Source organism: Haloquadratum walsbyi J07HQW2, from assembly GCF_000415985.1.
GTDB classification, from domain to species: domain Archaea; phylum Halobacteriota; class Halobacteria; order Halobacteriales; family Haloferacaceae; genus Haloquadratum; species Haloquadratum walsbyi_B.
The window spans coordinates 1,131,092-1,148,504 of sequence record NZ_KE356561.1; the positions used below are offsets into that span (position 1 = coordinate 1,131,092).

The 17,413-nt window shown below is 47.3% G+C and carries 13 protein-coding genes and 1 pseudogene; 8 read left to right on the top strand and 6 right to left on the bottom strand.

All coding sequences use genetic code 11. From position 1 onward, the window contains the following. The first annotated feature begins 140 nt into the window (after window positions 1–140). The 5 genes from J07HQW2_RS05135 (at window position 141) to thiD (ending at window position 8,422) form a co-directional block, all read left to right on the top strand. The gene (locus J07HQW2_RS05135) at window positions 141–4,028 is read left to right on the top strand and encodes an ATP-binding protein (protein ID WP_021054335.1); all 3,888 of its coding nucleotides are present in this window, start codon (window positions 141–143) and stop codon (window positions 4,026–4,028) included. Window positions 4,029–4,358: 330 nt separating this feature from the next. Beyond that, window positions 4,359–5,453 carry a DNA topoisomerase IV subunit A gene (locus J07HQW2_RS05140; protein WP_021054336.1) on the top strand — a complete coding sequence of 365 codons (1,095 nt, stop codon included), beginning with the start codon at window positions 4,359–4,361 and terminating at the stop codon, window positions 5,451–5,453. Window positions 5,454–5,681: 228 nt separating this feature from the next. After that, window positions 5,682–6,353: a thiamine phosphate synthase gene (thiE, locus tag J07HQW2_RS05145; RefSeq protein ID WP_021054337.1), complete on the top strand. Its 672-nt coding sequence runs from the start codon at window positions 5,682–5,684 to the stop codon at window positions 6,351–6,353. Next, window positions 6,353–7,219 (top strand): hydroxyethylthiazole kinase, encoded by an 867-nt coding sequence (thiM, locus tag J07HQW2_RS05150; RefSeq protein WP_021054338.1) that lies wholly within the window; start codon window positions 6,353–6,355, stop codon window positions 7,217–7,219. Before thiE ends, thiM begins: the two co-directional genes overlap by 1 nt. Window positions 7,220–7,591: 372 nt before the next feature. Further along, complete coding sequence (gene thiD, locus J07HQW2_RS05155) at window positions 7,592–8,422, top strand: bifunctional hydroxymethylpyrimidine kinase/phosphomethylpyrimidine kinase (RefSeq protein WP_021054339.1); 831 nt, start codon at window positions 7,592–7,594, stop codon at window positions 8,420–8,422. A gap of 20 nt (window positions 8,423–8,442) precedes the next feature. Here thiD and J07HQW2_RS05160 read toward each other — a convergent pair whose 3' ends face one another. From J07HQW2_RS05160 to J07HQW2_RS05170, 4 genes and pseudogenes are all read right to left on the bottom strand, one after another. Beyond that, entirely contained in the window at window positions 8,443–9,159 is a 717-nt protein-coding gene (locus J07HQW2_RS05160) for an MBL fold metallo-hydrolase (protein ID WP_021054340.1), read from the bottom strand. A 143-nt stretch (window positions 9,160–9,302) separates the two neighbouring features. Beyond that, a pseudogene (locus tag J07HQW2_RS19915) lies at window positions 9,303–10,520 on the bottom strand (RNA-guided endonuclease InsQ/TnpB family protein). 3 nt (window positions 10,521–10,523) lie between these two features. Continuing rightward, window positions 10,524–10,673: a hypothetical protein gene (locus J07HQW2_RS17855; RefSeq protein ID WP_021054343.1), complete on the bottom strand. Its 150-nt coding sequence runs from the start codon at window positions 10,671–10,673 to the stop codon at window positions 10,524–10,526. 211 nt (window positions 10,674–10,884) lie between these two features. After that, window positions 10,885–12,747: an ATP-dependent DNA ligase gene (locus J07HQW2_RS05170; RefSeq protein ID WP_021054344.1), complete on the bottom strand. Its 1,863-nt coding sequence runs from the start codon at window positions 12,745–12,747 to the stop codon at window positions 10,885–10,887. 200 nt (window positions 12,748–12,947) lie between these two features. On the opposite strand from J07HQW2_RS05170, the gene J07HQW2_RS05175 reads away from it, so the two are divergent. Further along, entirely contained in the window at window positions 12,948–14,480 is a 1,533-nt protein-coding gene (locus J07HQW2_RS05175; protein WP_048075493.1) for a glutamate-cysteine ligase family protein, read from the top strand. A gap of 283 nt (window positions 14,481–14,763) precedes the next feature. On the opposite strand, the gene psmB is transcribed toward J07HQW2_RS05175, so the two are convergent. Together psmB and J07HQW2_RS05185 are read right to left on the bottom strand one after the other, a co-directional pair. Further along, window positions 14,764–15,495 carry an archaeal proteasome endopeptidase complex subunit beta gene (gene psmB, locus J07HQW2_RS05180; protein ID WP_021054346.1) on the bottom strand — a complete coding sequence of 244 codons (732 nt, stop codon included), beginning with the start codon at window positions 15,493–15,495 and terminating at the stop codon, window positions 14,764–14,766. Window positions 15,496–15,896: 401 nt separating this feature from the next. Continuing rightward, complete coding sequence (locus tag J07HQW2_RS05185) at window positions 15,897–16,076, bottom strand: hypothetical protein (protein ID WP_021054347.1); 180 nt, start codon at window positions 16,074–16,076, stop codon at window positions 15,897–15,899. 377 nt (window positions 16,077–16,453) lie between these two features. On the opposite strand from J07HQW2_RS05185, the gene J07HQW2_RS05190 reads away from it, so the two are divergent. Together J07HQW2_RS05190 and J07HQW2_RS17860 are read left to right on the top strand one after the other, a co-directional pair. Beyond that, window positions 16,454–16,813, top strand: a complete 360-nt coding sequence (locus tag J07HQW2_RS05190; RefSeq protein ID WP_021054349.1) for a DUF555 domain-containing protein — start codon at window positions 16,454–16,456, stop codon at window positions 16,811–16,813. 299 nt (window positions 16,814–17,112) lie between these two features. Further along, window positions 17,113–17,235, top strand: coding sequence for a hypothetical protein (locus tag J07HQW2_RS17860; RefSeq protein WP_303703979.1), 123 nt, complete (start codon window positions 17,113–17,115; stop codon window positions 17,233–17,235). Window positions 17,236–17,413: the final 178 nt, after the last annotated feature.

The following is a 17,413-nucleotide window of genomic DNA, read 5'->3' on the forward strand; positions in this document are numbered from 1 at the left end:
TAAACCCTCGCACGCGCGGGCGCGGGCTTACGACCGCCTGCTCATCTATCGGTACCATGGAACTCAGTCCATGTTATAATTTAGCTTCACCGCACTCCCGAACCCTTCTTAACTATCGGTCGGATATCAGTTCCCACAGAATGACCTCGTTTCAGTCGGAACTCGGCGAAGAGAGCGAGATTGCCGATGAGTTGGCAGAGAGCCAACGAGCAATTTCGATCGCCGAGTTCTTCGAGAAGAACAAGCATATGCTGGGCTTCGACTCGGGAGCTCGAGGGCTTGTAACCGCTGTGAAGGAAGCGGTTGACAATGCTCTTGATGCCACCGAAGAAGCCGGGATTAAACCAGATATCTCTATTGAAATTCGTGAATCCGGTGATTACTATACCCTCATTGTCGAAGATAACGGTCCAGGGATAACACGCGAACAAGTACCCAAAGTCTTTGGAAAGCTACTGTATGGGTCGCGATTTCATGCTCGCGAACAGTCACTGACACCCAATCAGACGCTTCTAGTTCGTCGCGATGGTGATGTTACATTTACTTCAATCAGTGAGTTATGTGATTCACATCTACTTGAGGATGGGCCGGCATCAGCTCCTATTCCGGCAGACTCCAATATCGAAGTGCCATCATTCAATCGAACGACACATGAAATGACGTGGCAACCAGTGACAAATGCAATTCGTCACCGGACAGATGAGGACGTGTATCGGGTTTCAACAGCATGTGGTCGAACAGTTGAGATAACAGGTAATCATAGTCTATTTTCACTTTCTTCCAGTGGCGAAACGATAGAAGTGAATGCTAGCGAACTCTCACCAGGGGATAACATTCTCGCGCCAAAGCAACTTCCGGTGACTCCAGAATCTACAGATGTCAGAGAAGCCGTGGATACGGAGCCACAGGCGGGTGAGAAAGGACAGATCATTAATATTCTTGATTACATTCAGTTAGCTGATCTTCAAGAAAGTGAGTATACATTCCAAATTCATGGAGTTGATGAAGCATCTCATTCCTCTGTGGGGGATCATCATACTTCGTCATGCGCAGCAAAAATGAGTTCATCTTCATCGATGATGGCATCTACTGGAGTTGCATCATCAAGTGGACAACAAGCTCATTTTAGTGCAGACCGGCAACACTCAAAAACTGATATATTCGATAGTAGCCACAAAAATAACGAGAGCCGCATATCAGTCAAAGAGATAATTGAGTGTAATGAAGCGTCTACAGTTGCCGATCATACTCTTGAGATAATCAATCCGGACGGCGAGACAGCACGATTGCCAGTGTCGGTTCCTATCGATGATATAGTAACTTCTCATCTCACGAAATATATTACATCAGAATCTACACCAGCAGTATCACACACATCAAATAGCAAGCTAGATAACAGCACGCCAGATGAATTCTCAGAGGGCACAACAACACCGCTTGAATCGATAATATCGCTCATCTGTGAGAGTGCTGGAGAGATACGGCTCCCGTCGTTTATTTTTGAGTGTGACTCTGAACACCAACAGCAGTTACTAACTAAATTATATCAACATAGCGAGACGCCAAACAAAACAGCTGCTAGCAATGATGTTGCTACATATACAACATCGAGTGAAACATTTGCCAGACAGCTCACCACGTTGTGGAATATGAATGGGGTAGTTGCAACAACAGATACACGAACTGAGACTATTGCAGCTGAGAGTGAACGAACGGTATATGAGGTATCGGTTGATCAGGCTGAGGTTGAAGTGGTAACTGATAACGAACCAGATTATCAACAGCATAACGGAGACCTTTGTTTATTGTCGGTAAACAACATTGAGCAAATTGACGCACCGCCATATGTATATGATATCTCCGTTCCAGGTGCAAGCGGTCATGATGAGAATTTTGTGGTCACAAATGATGGAGCAATCTGTGTAAAGAATAGTCGAGGACAACAAGGAATTGGGATCTCTGCAGCGGTGTTGTACTCACAGCTTACTTCAGGGAAGCCAGCAAGGATAACCACGCGAACACAGAGTTCCGATACAGCACAATATTTTGAACTCATTATTGATACAGACACAAACGAACCAGAGGTGAGTGCCGATCGGGAGCGTGACCCTGGTGCTGCATCGCTATCACCAACCCATGGCACGCGGATTGAGTTAGAAATGGAAGCAAACATGCGGGCTCGTGGACAGCTTCGGGATTACGTCAAAGACACGGCGGTTGTCAACCCACATGCACGGATCACACTTGATGAACCCGGGCTCGAGGAGCCTCGTCAGTACGAGCGGGTCGACGGTGCTGAACTACCGGCACAAACTGAAGAGATTCGACCACATCCACATGGTGTTGAATTAGGAACGTTGTTGAAGATGCTTGAAGCAACAGAGTCATACTCTGTGTCTGGCTTTCTTCGTGAGGAATTCACTCGTGTTGGATCAAAAACAGCAACAAAAATCCTCAATCGATTTCGTGACCGTCACTTTGGTCGTGCTCTTCCTGTGTCTGCTCCGGAAACGATACCAAGTGATGTAGCTGATGTCGACGATACTGATGATACATTACCCTCGTCACTTGAATCAATCATTGAAGTTGCGGTAGTAAACAAAGGTGCGTCTGCGACTGCTGAATTCGCAGACCGTGTTGCAAAGACGCTCAATCAACGATCTGGAACGACGCGTGCCGAACTTGTCAAAATTGTTGATACCGTCGCTGAGGATATTGAGGATGAGTTTGAGACGACATTCGGTACAACAGTTCGGGAAAATGCAGTTGATGCAGCATGGGATGTGCTCACCGTAGATATTGATGATGATATCTATCCACTCGTTGCGGATGCAACAAGTACACAAAAAAACCATGCAACAGTTCGAGGTGTCGCAGACCGCGTTGCAGCAAAGTTTGCTGATGACTCAACGTCTCTTCGTGCGACTCAAGATACAGTTCGTGAGTATGTTGACCGTTCAGCTGATATGATTGTTTCTGAGGAAGTTTCATTCGGCGAGACTGCCCGTGAGAATGTAGTCAACGCGGTATGGAAGGCTATGCAGACGGTTGAAGATGAGTTACCGGCAGTCAAGACCATTGCAGACGACCGTAATATTGCCTCAGAATTGCTTGATGCGATGCGATCAACAGATATCTTGGCGCCACCGACTGATTGTTTATCACCTATTACATCAACACTCGTTGAGGCAGGGTTGCGAAAAGAATTTGATGCTGATTTCTATGCGGCTGCGACACGAGATGCAGAGGTTCATGGTGGGGATCCATTCGTCGTTGAAGCTGGCATTGCGTATGGTGGTGAGCTCAATGATGGGAACATCTCGCTTCTCCGGTTCGCAAACCGAGTCCCGCTGGTCTATCAGCGGGGCGCATGTGCAACGACAGATGTCATCAAGTCAATTGGATGGCGAAACTACGGGCTTGACCAACCAGGTGGGTCTGGGATGCCTCGTGGACCAGCCGTGGTGATGATACATGTGGCATCAACAAATGTACCGTTCACGAGTGAATCGAAAGATGCACTTGCAAATATTCCAGCAATTGAGGATGAGATTGAACTCGCGGTCCGAGAAGCCTCGCGCGATCTTAAATCATATCTCAACAAACGCCGATCGATGCAGAAACGGCGAAAAAAGCAGGACGTGCTTGGACGGATACTCCCGGAGATGGCGAATAAACTAGCAGACGTGACAGAAAATGACCGACCAGAGATAGATAACGCACTGGCGCGAATCATGAATAACGTCAATATTGAGCGTGACGTTGACAATGGGTCGGTCACATTGACAGTGCAGAATTACTCAGATAGTCAGAAATCACCAACACTGACTGATATTGTCGATACCAAACCGGACACGATTCCGGATGAGATTGAATTAGTCGAACTTGAGGATGAGTACTTCGTGACATGGGAGCCAGTCGTTGGTGCTGGTGAGTCAGTCACTGTGACGTATGAGGTTCCAGCGGAGGCATCATTTGAGCTTGATGTCGATGGTGTCGAAAGTGAAAAACTGACGATTGATGCGTGAGAGGTGTTTGCCGTCGGATAGGGCAGCCAGTCATATTCAAAGGTAATCACCTCGGCGGTCATCAAAACAGTATATCCTCTTATTTCGCACACAATAGCCCAAAACCCGATACCAAATGGTAATAAAACGGTAGATATGGAAAGTCAAGCGAGCTGTAAGCCGGTAGTGTGTGGATTTGTATCAAACAACAGAAATATTACACGCAAAATGCGGTCATAAATACAGGTGCAGATACGAGTAACTATGATAAGAGAGACGCATGAAATGTATCTACATTGAGACCATGAGTTCAATTATCACTGAAATCAAAATAATTACAAGAAATCTATTATGAGCACGAAACAAGACGAGGAACTTGCCCAAGAGCGACTCATTGACCTCGCAGCAGAGTTCTATGATCAATTCGAGAGCGGAGACATTCCAACGATGGAAATTCCGACGCGGACAAAGACGAATATCGTCTTTGATGAAGATTCAGAGGTATGGGTGTACGGAGACCGTACCTCAACACGTTCAGCGAATAGTGTCCGCGGAGCCAGGAAGCTACTCAAAGCAGCATACACAATTGAGTTTCTTGTTGACCAACTTGAAGAAGATAGGTCATCGACGCTCCGTGAGTTGTATTATCTCTCTGAGTCTTGGGATAATGAAGAGGCACAGTTTTCTGGTCAGGATGAATCGAATCAACTCGTCGAGGATCTTGAGATTGTCTCACAAGTGACGCGTGAGGACTTCCACATGCGACCTGAGGAGTCTGGTGCGACACTAATGGGACCACTCGAATTACGCGAGCAGACCCGTCGGGGTGAGCGAGCAATTCACTGTCAAATGGACGTTGGTGAAGGTGGATATCAGATTCCAAACAATCCAGACACGATTGATTTTCTCGATCATGAGATTGATTTCGTTCTCTGTGTCGAAACTGGTGGAATGCGTGACCGATTGATCGAAAATGGATTTGATGACATGTACGACTGTCTTATTGTGCATTTAAAAGGTCAGCCTGCACGAGCAACGCGACGAATTACAAAGCGACTTCACGATGAGTTGACCGTCCCAGTTGTCGTGTTTACTGATGGTGACCCATGGTCATACCGAATTTATGGATCAGTCGCATATGGGTCGATTAAATCCGCGCATCTTTCGGAGTATCTTGCGACACCAGAAGCACGGTTTATTGGAATTCAGCCAACCGATATTGTCGAATATGAACTTCCAACGGACCCACTTGCAGATTCTGATATAAATGCACTTGAGTCGGAACTTGAGGACCCACGATTCCAATCAGACTATTGGACTGAACAGATTGAACTACAGTTAGATATTGAGAAGAAGGCTGAACAGCAGTCACTTGCATCTCGTGGACTTGATTTTGTGACTGAAACATATCTTCCAGAGCGACTTGATGATATGGGAGTTCTGTAATCCCGATAGAAAGATACTGAAATACCTCCTCAATTATCGACTGGATTATATTCTATAGAAATACTTCCTTCGGATACATCTTAGTATCGGTTATGTGCGACCCGCGGTCGTTACATTAGGTCGGGAATTTTTATCATGTGTCAAGAGCAACTACAGCAGAAGCAAAACATAGCCCATTGAATTGCAGAACATCTTTTTTCAGTGAGATGTAAATTCATAATATTACGAATGAATACACCGGTACAAACGTATCTCGTCACACAGGAGGACCGCTCAGCCGGGCGATCGACGACCGAGATTGTTGAGGCGGCTATCGCTGGAGGCGTTGATGTTGTCCAATTACGTGAGAAGGACACAACTGCTCGAAGACGATATAAGATGGGTCAGAACATACGTGAGCAAACTGCTCAAGCAGGAGTAACTTTTCTCGTAAATGATCGGGTAGACCTTGCTGCTGCAATTGATGCTGACGGCGTTCATCTCGGTGATGAAGATCTTCCAGTTACGGCTGCCCGCGAGGTTCTCGGTCAGGACGCAATTATTGGGCGATCAGTCTCGACCCCAACAGCAGCACAGGAAGCTGAACGTGTCGGTGCAGATTATCTCGGTGTTGGGGCTGTGTACCCGACAGGCACGAAAGATGTCACAGCTGAAAGCGCTGAAATAGGTCCGGAGGCTGTGACCGCAATCATAGAGGCGGTTTCAATTCCAGTTGTCGGAATTGGTGGTATTACACCATCGAACGCATCGGAAGTTATACAAGCAGGCGCAGATGGCGTGGCAGTTGTCTCCGCCATTACGTCTGCTGACAATCCAACTGCAGCGACACGCAAACTGCAAGAGTCGGTGAATAAAGCCAGTATAGAGAGACAAATTGGTAATGAGGAGACATCAGCATAATGAGTGACAATACTACAAAACTCGGTGAAGAAGTGGAGATAACTGTCCAGGATGCGCTAACAGAGCTTGCTCAGACGACACCGCTCGTCAATGCTATTACGAACGACGTGACTGTAAATCAAGTTGCAAATATCATCTTACACTGGGGTGGATTACCAGTTATGTCGGACGACGTGAGGGAGCTTGATGAGATGGTTGGTGTTGCGGAGGCGTGTCTGTTAAATATGGGAACAGTAAGTGAAACAGGTGAAGAAGCAATGATGACTGCCGGGCAGGCAGCGTCTGAGCACGGTACAGGATTAGTTCTTGACCCGGTTGGTGCTGGTGCGACAACGACGCGATCACGAGTTGCAGAGCGGTTGAGCGTTGATCTTGATGTTGACGTCATCAATGGAAATCGTGGTGAAATTGCAGCATTAGCCGGTGAAGATGCTGAAGTTCGGGGTGTTGAGTCAGTCGGTGAACATCCTGATGCTGCTGAGACAGCCATGGCGTGTGCTCAACGTACAGAGGCAGTTGTCGTCGCCTCGGGAGCAACGGATATTGTTGCAACAACAGACACAGCATTTGAACTGAGTGTCGGCGATGAGATGCTTGGGACTCTTGTCGGAACAGGATGTATGCTTGGTGGGACAATTGCTGCATTCTGTGGGGCATTAGATGACCCGCTGACAGCCGCGCTAACAGGAACGATTGCGTTTGGACTTGCCGGTGAGACCGCAGCAAGTGGAGAGTTTGGTGAGTACGCTGGTCCGGCAAGCTATGAGACAGCATTTCTTGATGCTGCGGCTGGGTCCAACCCTGAAACGACAGCGTCTGTCGATATCGATAGCCGAGTCAGTCGTGTGCTTGCAGAGATAGAGTGAATCGTCATTATATCGATGAGATGCACAGAATAGACGGAATTGAGAGACTAGCACTTACTCAATATTCAGAAAGACCCTATTTTGAGTCCTGTTCAGGCGGATGCGAGTGATGAAATGGGTACATATGTCGGCTTTGGATCATGTCAGTATTATTTGAGTGTTAATGTGCGTTTGTTAGTGCATGAACTCGCATTAATGCTCACGGAAAGAGTGGACTGGCTACTAAGCGCTCTCCTCACGGATACGGTCATAAGGCGATCCTTACCGTGAGTAAACTCAGCAACACGCAGTTTCACTGGATTGATATCTAACGCGACATCATATACTGCAACACAATAGAATATAATGCGATCAAATGAAAATAAATAATATATGAGTAAGGCTCCCACAAAACCACCATACGCACTCACAATCGCCTCCAGTGACTCTAGTGGCGGTGCTGGAATCCAGGCGGATTTAAAAACCATGACACGGTTTGGCGTGTACGGTGGGTCAGTCATTGTATCGACAACGGCACAGAATACACAGGGTGTTGACTCAACACATGTCCTTCCGCCTGCAGAGATTCGTGCACAGTACAAATCCATAATTGAAGACATTGACATTGATGTGATCAAGCTTGGTATGCTAGCTACCGCTGAAGCAATTGAGACTGTTGATGATTGTCTTACAGAATATAACGGACCAGTAGTGATCGACCCCGTAATGGTAGCAACATCAGGTGATCGATTACTCGCAGAAGACGCTATTGATGCATATACTGACTTATTTGCACATGCAACGTTGCTTACACCGAATGCCGATGAAACAGAGGCACTCACTGGCGTATGGCCTGATACTGCTGGCGCACGCGAGCGTGCTGCTGAGCAGTTTTTTACGTGGGGTGTTGATGCAGTATTATTCAAGGGTGGTCATGTGAGAGATGATGCGGATACTGTTCAAGATATACTTATAACTGCAGATGCAGGGACACAACTCACAGTCACAGGCGACCGCGTTGAGACAGCACACACTCACGGATCTGGATGCACACTTGCAAGTGGGATTGCCGCTAGACTTGCTCATGGCGTTGATGTTGAGACGGCTGTAACAGATGGGGTGAATTTTGTACAAACTGCACTACAGAACGCAGCCACGGTGGGTTCGAATGGAAGTGTTAATCATCTTGTTGAGCTCGCCGAAGATACTGAATACTCCAGTTGATTCCAATACGCGTGGAAGAGTCAATTCGGTCGCTCGGCAGGGTCTTCAATGACAACAGGACAGTTTTGTTGTGCAACATCGAGAACAAATGCGTCAGCGTCAGTTGTGAGCAGATCAATAGTATCATAATGGATTGGAATTGTAAGCTGTGGATTGAGCGTAGCAGTAAGGGATGCTGCAGCATGCCGGTCCATAACGACGCTTCCTCCAATATTCGCTAGAAAAATATCGGTTGGTAATCGCTCGAATCCAGTCAATACATCCGAATCACCAGGCCAAAAAATCGAGAGATCATCAGTCGAAAGCCGATACCCACAGCCGAGTCCACGCGGATGTACGACAGATCCATCTGCGTCTGCAGTCGGTCCATCTGGCTTGTTATATGCCGGAACACTCCAAACATCAACTGGACCGACAACACAATGAGACTCAGCGCCAATGCGGATTATCTCATATGATAGATCTGAGACGGCTGTGACGTCGCGATTAATCTGTTCTGTAGTCATACCCTCGAATGCAACAATAGTTGCGGTCTCGGTGGCGACCTGCTTGATTGCATCAGAATCATAGTGATGATCATGAGTGATGAGCACAAGGTCACCATCGCGAGCGTAGTAGCCATCCAGGACATCATATCGACCTGGATCAATATAGGTCACAAATCCATCTGTATTCTCGATTCTAACCGTTGCATATCCGAGCCACGATATGCTGAGAGAGCCAACGCGAACAGTCATCATATATATTCAATAAACCGGTCTCAAAAGTCCTCTGGAGAACTCATGAGTGTGAGCACCGATGGCCGAGAATCATATTTCACCCGGTGATTGGACAAATTGAGTATACTGGACTACATGGCATGTACGTGAACTACCCCATCCTACTCGCTTACGAGTTTCACTGTTCGCTTCTTGATCACGGAGGCTTCCTGTTTTCACGACGCGCTCTCCATCCACGATATCGGACACACTCGATGAGTGAATATAGGGAGTACAGTCTCTACAGGCGTTAATTTGGACTATCCCAGTCCTAATTCGTCAAAACCATGAGACAAGATATTAACTGCAACGTTCGCGTCTCTGTCGATCTCAAACCCACACGCAAAGTACGTGTGTTCTCGCACCCATAGGGGTTTATCTGATTTAACGCCATATGAAGCATACTTCTTGATTGTACCCGCTGGCTCAACCTCAGCAAAGTGCGTGCTTTCACGCTTGCATTTGCACTCCAACATACTGGTGAAAGTGTCCCATGCTGCCGACGCCGTGTTTAGCTGTTGCTACTCGACTCCAACATGGACTTGATGTTTAATTTCTCAACGGATACAAACTCGTGCTCGGTAGCGTAGTAGTTCGACAGCTTGTCTAAAGAGTCACGACGCTTGCGCTTGATTTATCCGTAGCACTCAGCTACTCCTGTTCGTTGCTTCTTCCAGTTGTTTAACCCCCTATTGTGTCCGTGAGAACGACGGTTGCTCACGCTTGAGACGCTCTCGTTCATCCTGTAGGTCAAGTGAGCCAACGGCACGCCCGTCCGTGTCGTGAGCGTACTTGAGAATTCCAACGTCAATATCAGCACAACAATCGGGTTGTGTGGTTTGGGTTATTCTTTTTTACCGTTGACAGCAAATGAAGTGTATCACTCACCAGTCGTTTCTTCCTTAACACTAACCTTTTTTACGTCTACCTCATCAGAAACCTCGCGGTGAATAGTGAGTGGAATGTCTGCAAGTTTCGAGAGTGAGAGCACTGTCTGACCGTTCTTCTTGTCAAACTCAAACCCAGACTGCACATAAATAAAGCTCCGAAGCTCGCCTGGTGCCTTCCAATTGAGGCTTCCGACGTTGTAGCCGTTCTGTTTGAGTTGTGAGAGAGCTTTGATGCTGTTCTCAATACACATCACAGCAGCTTGTGTGACTGTCGAATACAGGTCGGTAAGCACGTCTCACCGGTCTTTGAGATCACTAAGCTGGTCACGGACTTGACGCACTCGTTGAGTGCGTGTGGTTGTACAGTTGTCGACAGGTATCTCTATGATAATCTAACAAGTCACGCTGGTCGGTAGTTGGATTGAGCCGGAACCTGTAGGCGTATTGCATCAGTTATCGCTCACGTTGTTCAATTAGTTCGTCAAGTTTCTCTTGGACGAACGAAGAGAGGTTCTCCTGAATCCACTCTTGTTGATCTTCGCGGATAGAGATTGTTTTGCGCTTTGCCGTATCATAAATTACGTAACTTATACGATTGAACATTGTGGTTCATGTTAGCCTGTGAGTTTACAATAAAACAGTATATCCGAAATGATGGCGGCGCTGTATCCCCGCCCTACTGCGCTGCTTCACTGTGTTGCTGCTCAAGGACGGGGGCTTAGCGCCCACAAATTGCTAAACAGGACCGAAGATTAGTGACGTTGATTACCGCAATGAAAAAGTGCAGTGGTTGTGAGATTCAGCCTGATTTGATCTATCCATCCGTTGTGAGATCTTTAATCCGGGTGAGAGAATCAGCATCGCTGAGTTCTTTATCATGGCGAACGGCAATAACACGCGGAAATCGGAGGGCAAGTCCGGAGTCGTAAGTTGGTGAGCGTTGGATTGCTTCATATCCAACTTCAATGATAATCGCGGGTTCAATCAGAATGCTTTGTCCATCCTCTGAACGGACATGCGGACGCAACTGTTCAGTCAGGGAAGTGAGTTGTTCGTCTGTGAGTCCCGTTGCGACTTTTCCAAGTGATTTGAACTCTGATTCATCCGTTGTTGTTCGTGCGGAGACCACAAATGTTCCAAACAGATTTGCACGACGACCTTCACCCCATTCAGCACCGGTAACAACGAGATCAAGCGTCTCAACATCGGGTTTGTGTTTGAGCCAGTGTTGCCCACGGGATCCCGGACTGTATGTTGAGTCTGGATTTTTCAACATGACGCCTTCGTGTCCATTTGAAAGCGCTTGCGTCCGTGCCTGTGTAATTACATCAGGGTCAGTAGTGAGTTGGAATGGTGATAAGGCGTCAGTCGTATCGAATAGCTCACAGAGTTTGTCTCGTCGCTCCCGGAGTGAGACATCCAGTAAATCAGTGCCATCGATATGGAGACAATCGAAGACATGCACTTTGAGATTGACAGACTCACGCATTGTATCAATGTCGTATTTGCGTCGAAACCGACGAAGAACCTCCTGAAACGCCAAAGGATCGCCATCATCACTCACAGCGACGACTTCAGCATCAAGAATGACAGGGACGGTGATTCTCTCAGAAATAAATTCGACAATCTCTGGAAGTGGATCCGTGACATCCTCCATATTGCGTGAGTATAGTGAGACTGATTCACCGTCTGTGTGTATCTGTACTCGTGCCCCGTCGAACTTCGTCTCGACAGCTACCGCATCCCATGTATCGACCGCATCAACACCATCAGCTGCCTGTGCGAGCATCGCTTGGATGGGTCGCCCTACTTCGAGACTGATATCCGCAAGTCCCGCCTGTCCCTGGGCTTGTGCAACAGTGGCTACCATGCCATAATCATTTGATACCTGCAGTGCATGTTCGACGGCAGTAGCCGGATCTAGGTCGGGAGAGGGTTCTAGATCGGTGTTCTTAGAACAAGTGCTCTCAGATGCATCCACATTCGCATTAGCATCATTCTTGCTATGTGCTCCTAGCTGAGATTCAAGCGATACCGATTGAGCATCCTCGCCATCTTTCGGATTTGTATCAATATCATTGGCATGATTATTACTCGTCGTTGACTGCATAAATCCTGATGTAATGGCATCACGGACCGTACCAGTTCCGACACCAATTCGCATTTCACCGAGAGTAAGTCGTGCAAGGATTCGGGCTTCTGATGAGGATGTCTTAGAAAACAATTTGAAAAGTAGATTCTGACGACGGCTTTGGCTTCCATCACCGCTTGTTGAGGCAACTGCACGGAGGGTTTCATCAACGCGGCTTACGGTTAGCGGATCTGATGTTGATGTGGTGAATGCAGACAATCCTTGTTGTCCATTTAGATCATAACTCGCCGCAACAGCTCCAATCTCACCATGATCTGCAAGACGATTTTCCACATCCGCTGCGTCAATATTTGCTCCAGCAGCCTGAGCGATCGTCTCATGCAACAAAGCAGGTCCAATATCAAGCGTCTGTGATGACCATGCAGGGAACACCGTTCCTTTGATGAACCGAACAACAATACGGAGTGTTTTTTCACCTTCATGTCCAGCCGTCATAAACAGTTCACTGACAAGCGAGATAGTCTCTAAATCTGCGGGTTCAGCCTCAATCGTAATGACATGGTCAGCAAAGTCCTCAAACTGCATCAATGTCTATAATTACTACTCTGTTAAAAGAGTGCAGCGGCTCACAGAATCTGATTGATTCGATGACATATGTCTTAACGACTGATTGAGCAAGCACAATCTGTGTGAACAAACGGTTGGAAACTTATACTTATATGTCGATAACAACATGTCAGTCTGAATCCACTGGATTCAAGCCGTCGGGTCGTCCATCGTCGCGTATGACTGATGAGTTGGCGGCAGAGGTCCGTGATGCCCTTGCCGTCGATGCAGAGGGCTTCAATGACCGCGCACTAGCTGATGCGGACGTTGTGAAGGATGAGCTTGCAGCAGGCACCTTTGACAATCATCAAGCTATCATTGGATTGGAATACGAATTCTATGCAGTGGCTGATGGTCGGTGGGCAGCCTCTGATGATGGTGACACGCATGCGTTAATGCGTGTTCCACGGCGCTTGCTTGAGCACGTTGGATTTGAGAAAGAGCTCGGATTGCATAACGCAGAGATGACCACAAATCCGCAGCCAATGAATGCAAGTGGGTTACATGCGCAGGAATCAGAAGTTCGCGCCCAACTTCGCGCCGCGTTGCAGTGCACAAGTGCTGAGGGGATTCGACTTGTCAGTGATGGACTATGGACTATTCCGCCAGCAGGTGAGACAGCACAAGAGTATCTCACGAATAGTGTCGATGATGATGGTATCCGAATTGCGACGAATATGAGTAGGTCAGTGCGGTATCATGCGATGGCAAATGGACCACGAGTTCCAGACAGTGTAACGCTTGATGCACCGCATGTCTCACTCTCAGCTGATACGGTTATGCCAGAATCCCTGATCAGTTCAATACAACCACACTTCCAGGTTGCATATGCTGCTGACTTACCGACATATTTTAATTACGCTCTTCGTGTTGCTGGACCACTGCTTGCCCTTGGAGTCAACTCACCATTCTTTCCGCCAGATCTATATGATAATGTTGGCGCGCAACGAATTCTGTCTGATGGGCATGCTGAAAACCGGATCCACGTCTTTGAATCGATTTTGAACACCACTGATACTGAGAAAGTCAGATTCCCACAAGATCTTGATACGGTTGAAGATGCAGTTGATCGGGTTGCGGATGATGCGACAATTGTTCCGATGCCAGTTCCGCGAGGTGATCGCTTTGATGATAGATTCGCTACGCTGCGACGAAAGCATGGAACATACTGGCGGTGGATACGTCCTGTATTTGATGGTGCATCAAAATCCTCGGCGAATGCTCGCATTGAGTTCCGTCCACTTCCCGCACAACCAACCGTTCGTGATTCGATGGCATTCCAAGCAACATTCGCTGGCTTGATGAAGAGTCTCGCACAACGGGAACATCCTGTTATTAATCAAAGTTGGTCGACTGCACGAGAGAATTTCTACGCTGCGATGCGATCGGGGCTTGAAAGCCGGCAACGGTGGATATGTAACGATGGTGTCGAGACAATTGATCAGGAAGTTATCTACGACGATATTTTTGCACATGCTATTGACGGACTGACAGCTAGTGGCTGCTCTGAATCGACTGCAGAGACGTATATTGAACCATTACGACACCGTGTCAAGACGCAGACGACGCCAGCGAGTTGGAAAGTCGATGAGGTTCGCGATTACCTTACTGATGGAGTAGACCTCGCTACTGCCGTTTCAGAGATGCAGCGGACATACGTGAAGAAACAACGAGAAACACTACTTGATAGCTCATTCTTGACGTGGGATTAAGCGATCCACCCAGATAGAAGTTGATTCACTTCTCTTGCTTTATTTTTGAGAGCAAACATACAAACATTAATTCAGGATTCTGATAGCATATTCAAATCATTCCAACGTCTAATGGATCAATCTTATCGGATGACAATTCTGTCCGAGCGCTCCCTAACTGATGTAATCAAGCAATTACTGACTATATAAGATAATCATGAATACATGGCAGTAATTGGATAATAAGCTAGGATATCGGAATTCAGACAACTACAAGTATGATAACTGGACGACGATTCCCAAGTTAGATAACCTCTTCAAACTCCTCATGCTGTGTGATCTCGACACCGTCTTCGGTAACCACACAAACATTAATTCCATTTCCAGAAGCAAGATCACGTTCAACAGCACTTTCGATTGAACGTGCAGCGACTGTTTTTGCTTCCTCAACCGATAGGTCCTCGTCATACTGTTGTTCAAGAACACCGAGTGCGTATTGACTTCCCGACCCAGTAACTGTATACTCTTCTTCAATGATCGAACCAGCAGGGTCGATACTGTAGATGTGTGGTCCGTCGTCATCAACGCCACCAAGAATCGGTTGGACAATATAAAAGCCGCCTGAACGAAGGAAGTTTCCAAGGAGCGTTGAGAGTGCTTCCATGCTCATGTCTTCACCGCGTCGTGCCTCATATAGTCGAACTTCTGCTCGGATTGAACTGATAAGCGACTGCGCGGCTGAGACTGACCCAGCAATCGTCAATGCACCAGTTGGGTGAATTTCTTCGACCTTCTGGACATCCTTCGATGAAACCATTCGACCAAGACTTGCTCGCATATCTGTTGCGAGGACAGTCCCTTCTTGAGTCTTAAGCCCGACTGTTGTCGTTCCAGTCTTTGTTTCCATATCGCCGAGATCATCAGCGCGGTCACCGGCATTTGGGAACTCACCAAGTTCTGGTGAAAAGACATCACCGTGGTCACCATTCAGGGAATCTGGTCGTCCAGAGACGTCATTATTCATGGGCGTACGCATTGATTATCTTTGTTGCCCGCCGCTCATAAATGCCACCCTTCTTACTGTCATCAGTCATTTCAGGACGTTGACCTTCTTCACGTGATTTAGGTCGTCAGATCTGTTGAATTAGAGAATAACTACACAACTGAAATGCACTGATTATGCTCGGAGGATCCGGAGAATGTCATAGTTAATCGATACTGCAACTGCCTGATTTCATGTTGATATATAAATAAATCAGTTACCTGCGTTCATTTTCTTACACAAATAGCGAACGAGGTTAATCGCAGGTGAGCTGAGAGATGTATTTACCGCTGAATCTATATTATAAACGTAGTAAGAGGACGTAGAAATCAATCATTCAAACAGCACGTTATTTGATCATAACGGATATTCATTCAATTAATATACGGTCGTAATCAGTCATCTTGATCGGTAGTTTGCTCATACGTTTGAGCTGCAGTATCAACAGCATGTCCGATAGGAAGCGTCAGACCGAATCGCTGCGCAAGAAGTGCAAATGGTAATGCCACAATGCCAATCAGGACCGTTATCTGATAGAATACGAACGCACTCGCCCGCCGCATGTCTGTCATCATCGTCTTGGAGACAACGGGTAGCTCCTGTATATAAATCTGTTTATATGCAAAATGGATGTGATCGCCGCTGTCTGTTGATTTACTTAGTGAGGGGCAGATCCATTTACTGCAGCAGTAGAATCATGCGTCCAAGCACAAACGCTGGCATTTCATGAGTAATTCCCATAAGTTATGTGTGGGTCCCAAGTCGCATCCGCACCAAGATTTGGAGAACACTGATCAAGAGATATTTCAAGAAAGTATAACGAAAACTTGAGGAATAATCCAACACATGAATACTGCATTTATGCAAATGTCGATACCAAAATTACGCCCGGTATCACTGAGCGACATTGACGAACCGGAAGACACGATAGTCTCGGGTGGTATACCAGTGTATGACTAACTATCTTGTCGCGATGGAAGCCGCATGGCTCGTTCGCGACGTCAGTGACATTGATGATGCTATTGGTGTTGCCGTCAGCGAGGCAGGAAAGCGGCTTAATGATCGAGATAAAGAGTACGTTGAGGTTGAGGTGGGAGCAACACCGTGTCCGGCCTGTGGTGAACCATTTGACTCAGCATTTATCGCTGCAGACACAGCACTTGTGGGGCTATTATTAGAGATTACAGTATTCAACGCCGATGGTGAGAAGCATGCTTCCCGAATTGCGAAAAGTGAGGTTGGCGGTGCATTGAGGGATGTCCCACTGTCAGTGATCGACTGTATTGAAACAGACGAAGATGACACGCGGTGAGATATGATAAAAATAGATTGAATCAAGAGTAATTATAAGGGTCAAGGAGAATACCTGCGGCTTCAGCCGCAGGCTGAATCCGACAACTCGGAGGTAATCTACCCGGCGATAGTTGCGGTGAGATTGACAATCCGCAACTGAAACTGACAGGCAACAGTACATACCGATAGGAATCAGGCTCAGAACAGAGTGATTTCCGCCAGTCCTCCGATTACGATGGCGGCCTGCCCTGTCCGCCCCAAGCAATGAGACAGTAATCGGACCCAGTCTGGTGAACGGTCGGTTCCGATAATGAACCGATGCAGTGCCTTGCCCGACTGCTGGAAGCACCACAGACAGTAACTCCAAGTCTGTCGAAGTCTGCCGGACTCCCAACGGCACAACCAACTGTGGGAGTCCGAACACGATGGACGAGAGGATAGGAGTACCGGGGATGGGGCTTGGCACTCCCATCGTCAGCAGTCCCACTCTACCCGTGACAGTCCGTGAACCCCACACGGATTCTCACCGTACTGGGGTTCGGTGGAACTGTAACCCTAAAATTGAAATCTCCACCGCTCACACTCACACACGCTCACACACTCAGGATTCCTCCGCGTT

Excerpts from the sequence above, each read along its gene's own strand:
- J07HQW2_RS05160 (WP_021054340.1), bottom strand. The coding sequence starts at position 9,159 with ATGACTGTTCGCGTTGGCTCTCTCAGCATATCGTGGCTCGGATATGCA.
- psmB (WP_021054346.1), bottom strand. The coding sequence starts at position 15,495 with ATGCGTACGCCCATGAATAATGACGTCTCTGGACGACCAGATTCCCTG.
- J07HQW2_RS05190 (WP_021054349.1), top strand. The coding sequence starts at position 16,454 with ATGACTAACTATCTTGTCGCGATGGAAGCCGCATGGCTCGTTCGCGAC.
- J07HQW2_RS05185 (WP_021054347.1), bottom strand. The coding sequence starts at position 16,076 with ATGATGACAGACATGCGGCGGGCGAGTGCGTTCGTATTCTATCAGATA.
- J07HQW2_RS17860 (WP_303703979.1), top strand. The coding sequence starts at position 17,113 with ATGCAGTGCCTTGCCCGACTGCTGGAAGCACCACAGACAGTAACTCCA.
- thiD (WP_021054339.1), top strand. The coding sequence starts at position 7,592 with ATGAGTAAGGCTCCCACAAAACCACCATACGCACTCACAATCGCCTCC.
- J07HQW2_RS05175 (WP_048075493.1), top strand. The coding sequence starts at position 12,948 with ATGACTGATGAGTTGGCGGCAGAGGTCCGTGATGCCCTTGCCGTCGAT.
- J07HQW2_RS05140 (WP_021054336.1), top strand. The coding sequence starts at position 4,359 with ATGAGCACGAAACAAGACGAGGAACTTGCCCAAGAGCGACTCATTGAC.
- J07HQW2_RS05170 (WP_021054344.1), bottom strand. The coding sequence starts at position 12,747 with ATGCAGTTTGAGGACTTTGCTGACCATGTCATTACGATTGAGGCTGAA.
- thiE (WP_021054337.1), top strand. The coding sequence starts at position 5,682 with ATGAATACACCGGTACAAACGTATCTCGTCACACAGGAGGACCGCTCA.
- J07HQW2_RS17855 (WP_021054343.1), bottom strand. The coding sequence starts at position 10,673 with ATGTTCAATCGTATAAGTTACGTAATTTATGATACGGCAAAGCGCAAA.
- J07HQW2_RS05135 (WP_021054335.1), top strand. The coding sequence starts at position 141 with ATGACCTCGTTTCAGTCGGAACTCGGCGAAGAGAGCGAGATTGCCGAT.
- thiM (WP_021054338.1), top strand. The coding sequence starts at position 6,353 with ATGAGTGACAATACTACAAAACTCGGTGAAGAAGTGGAGATAACTGTC.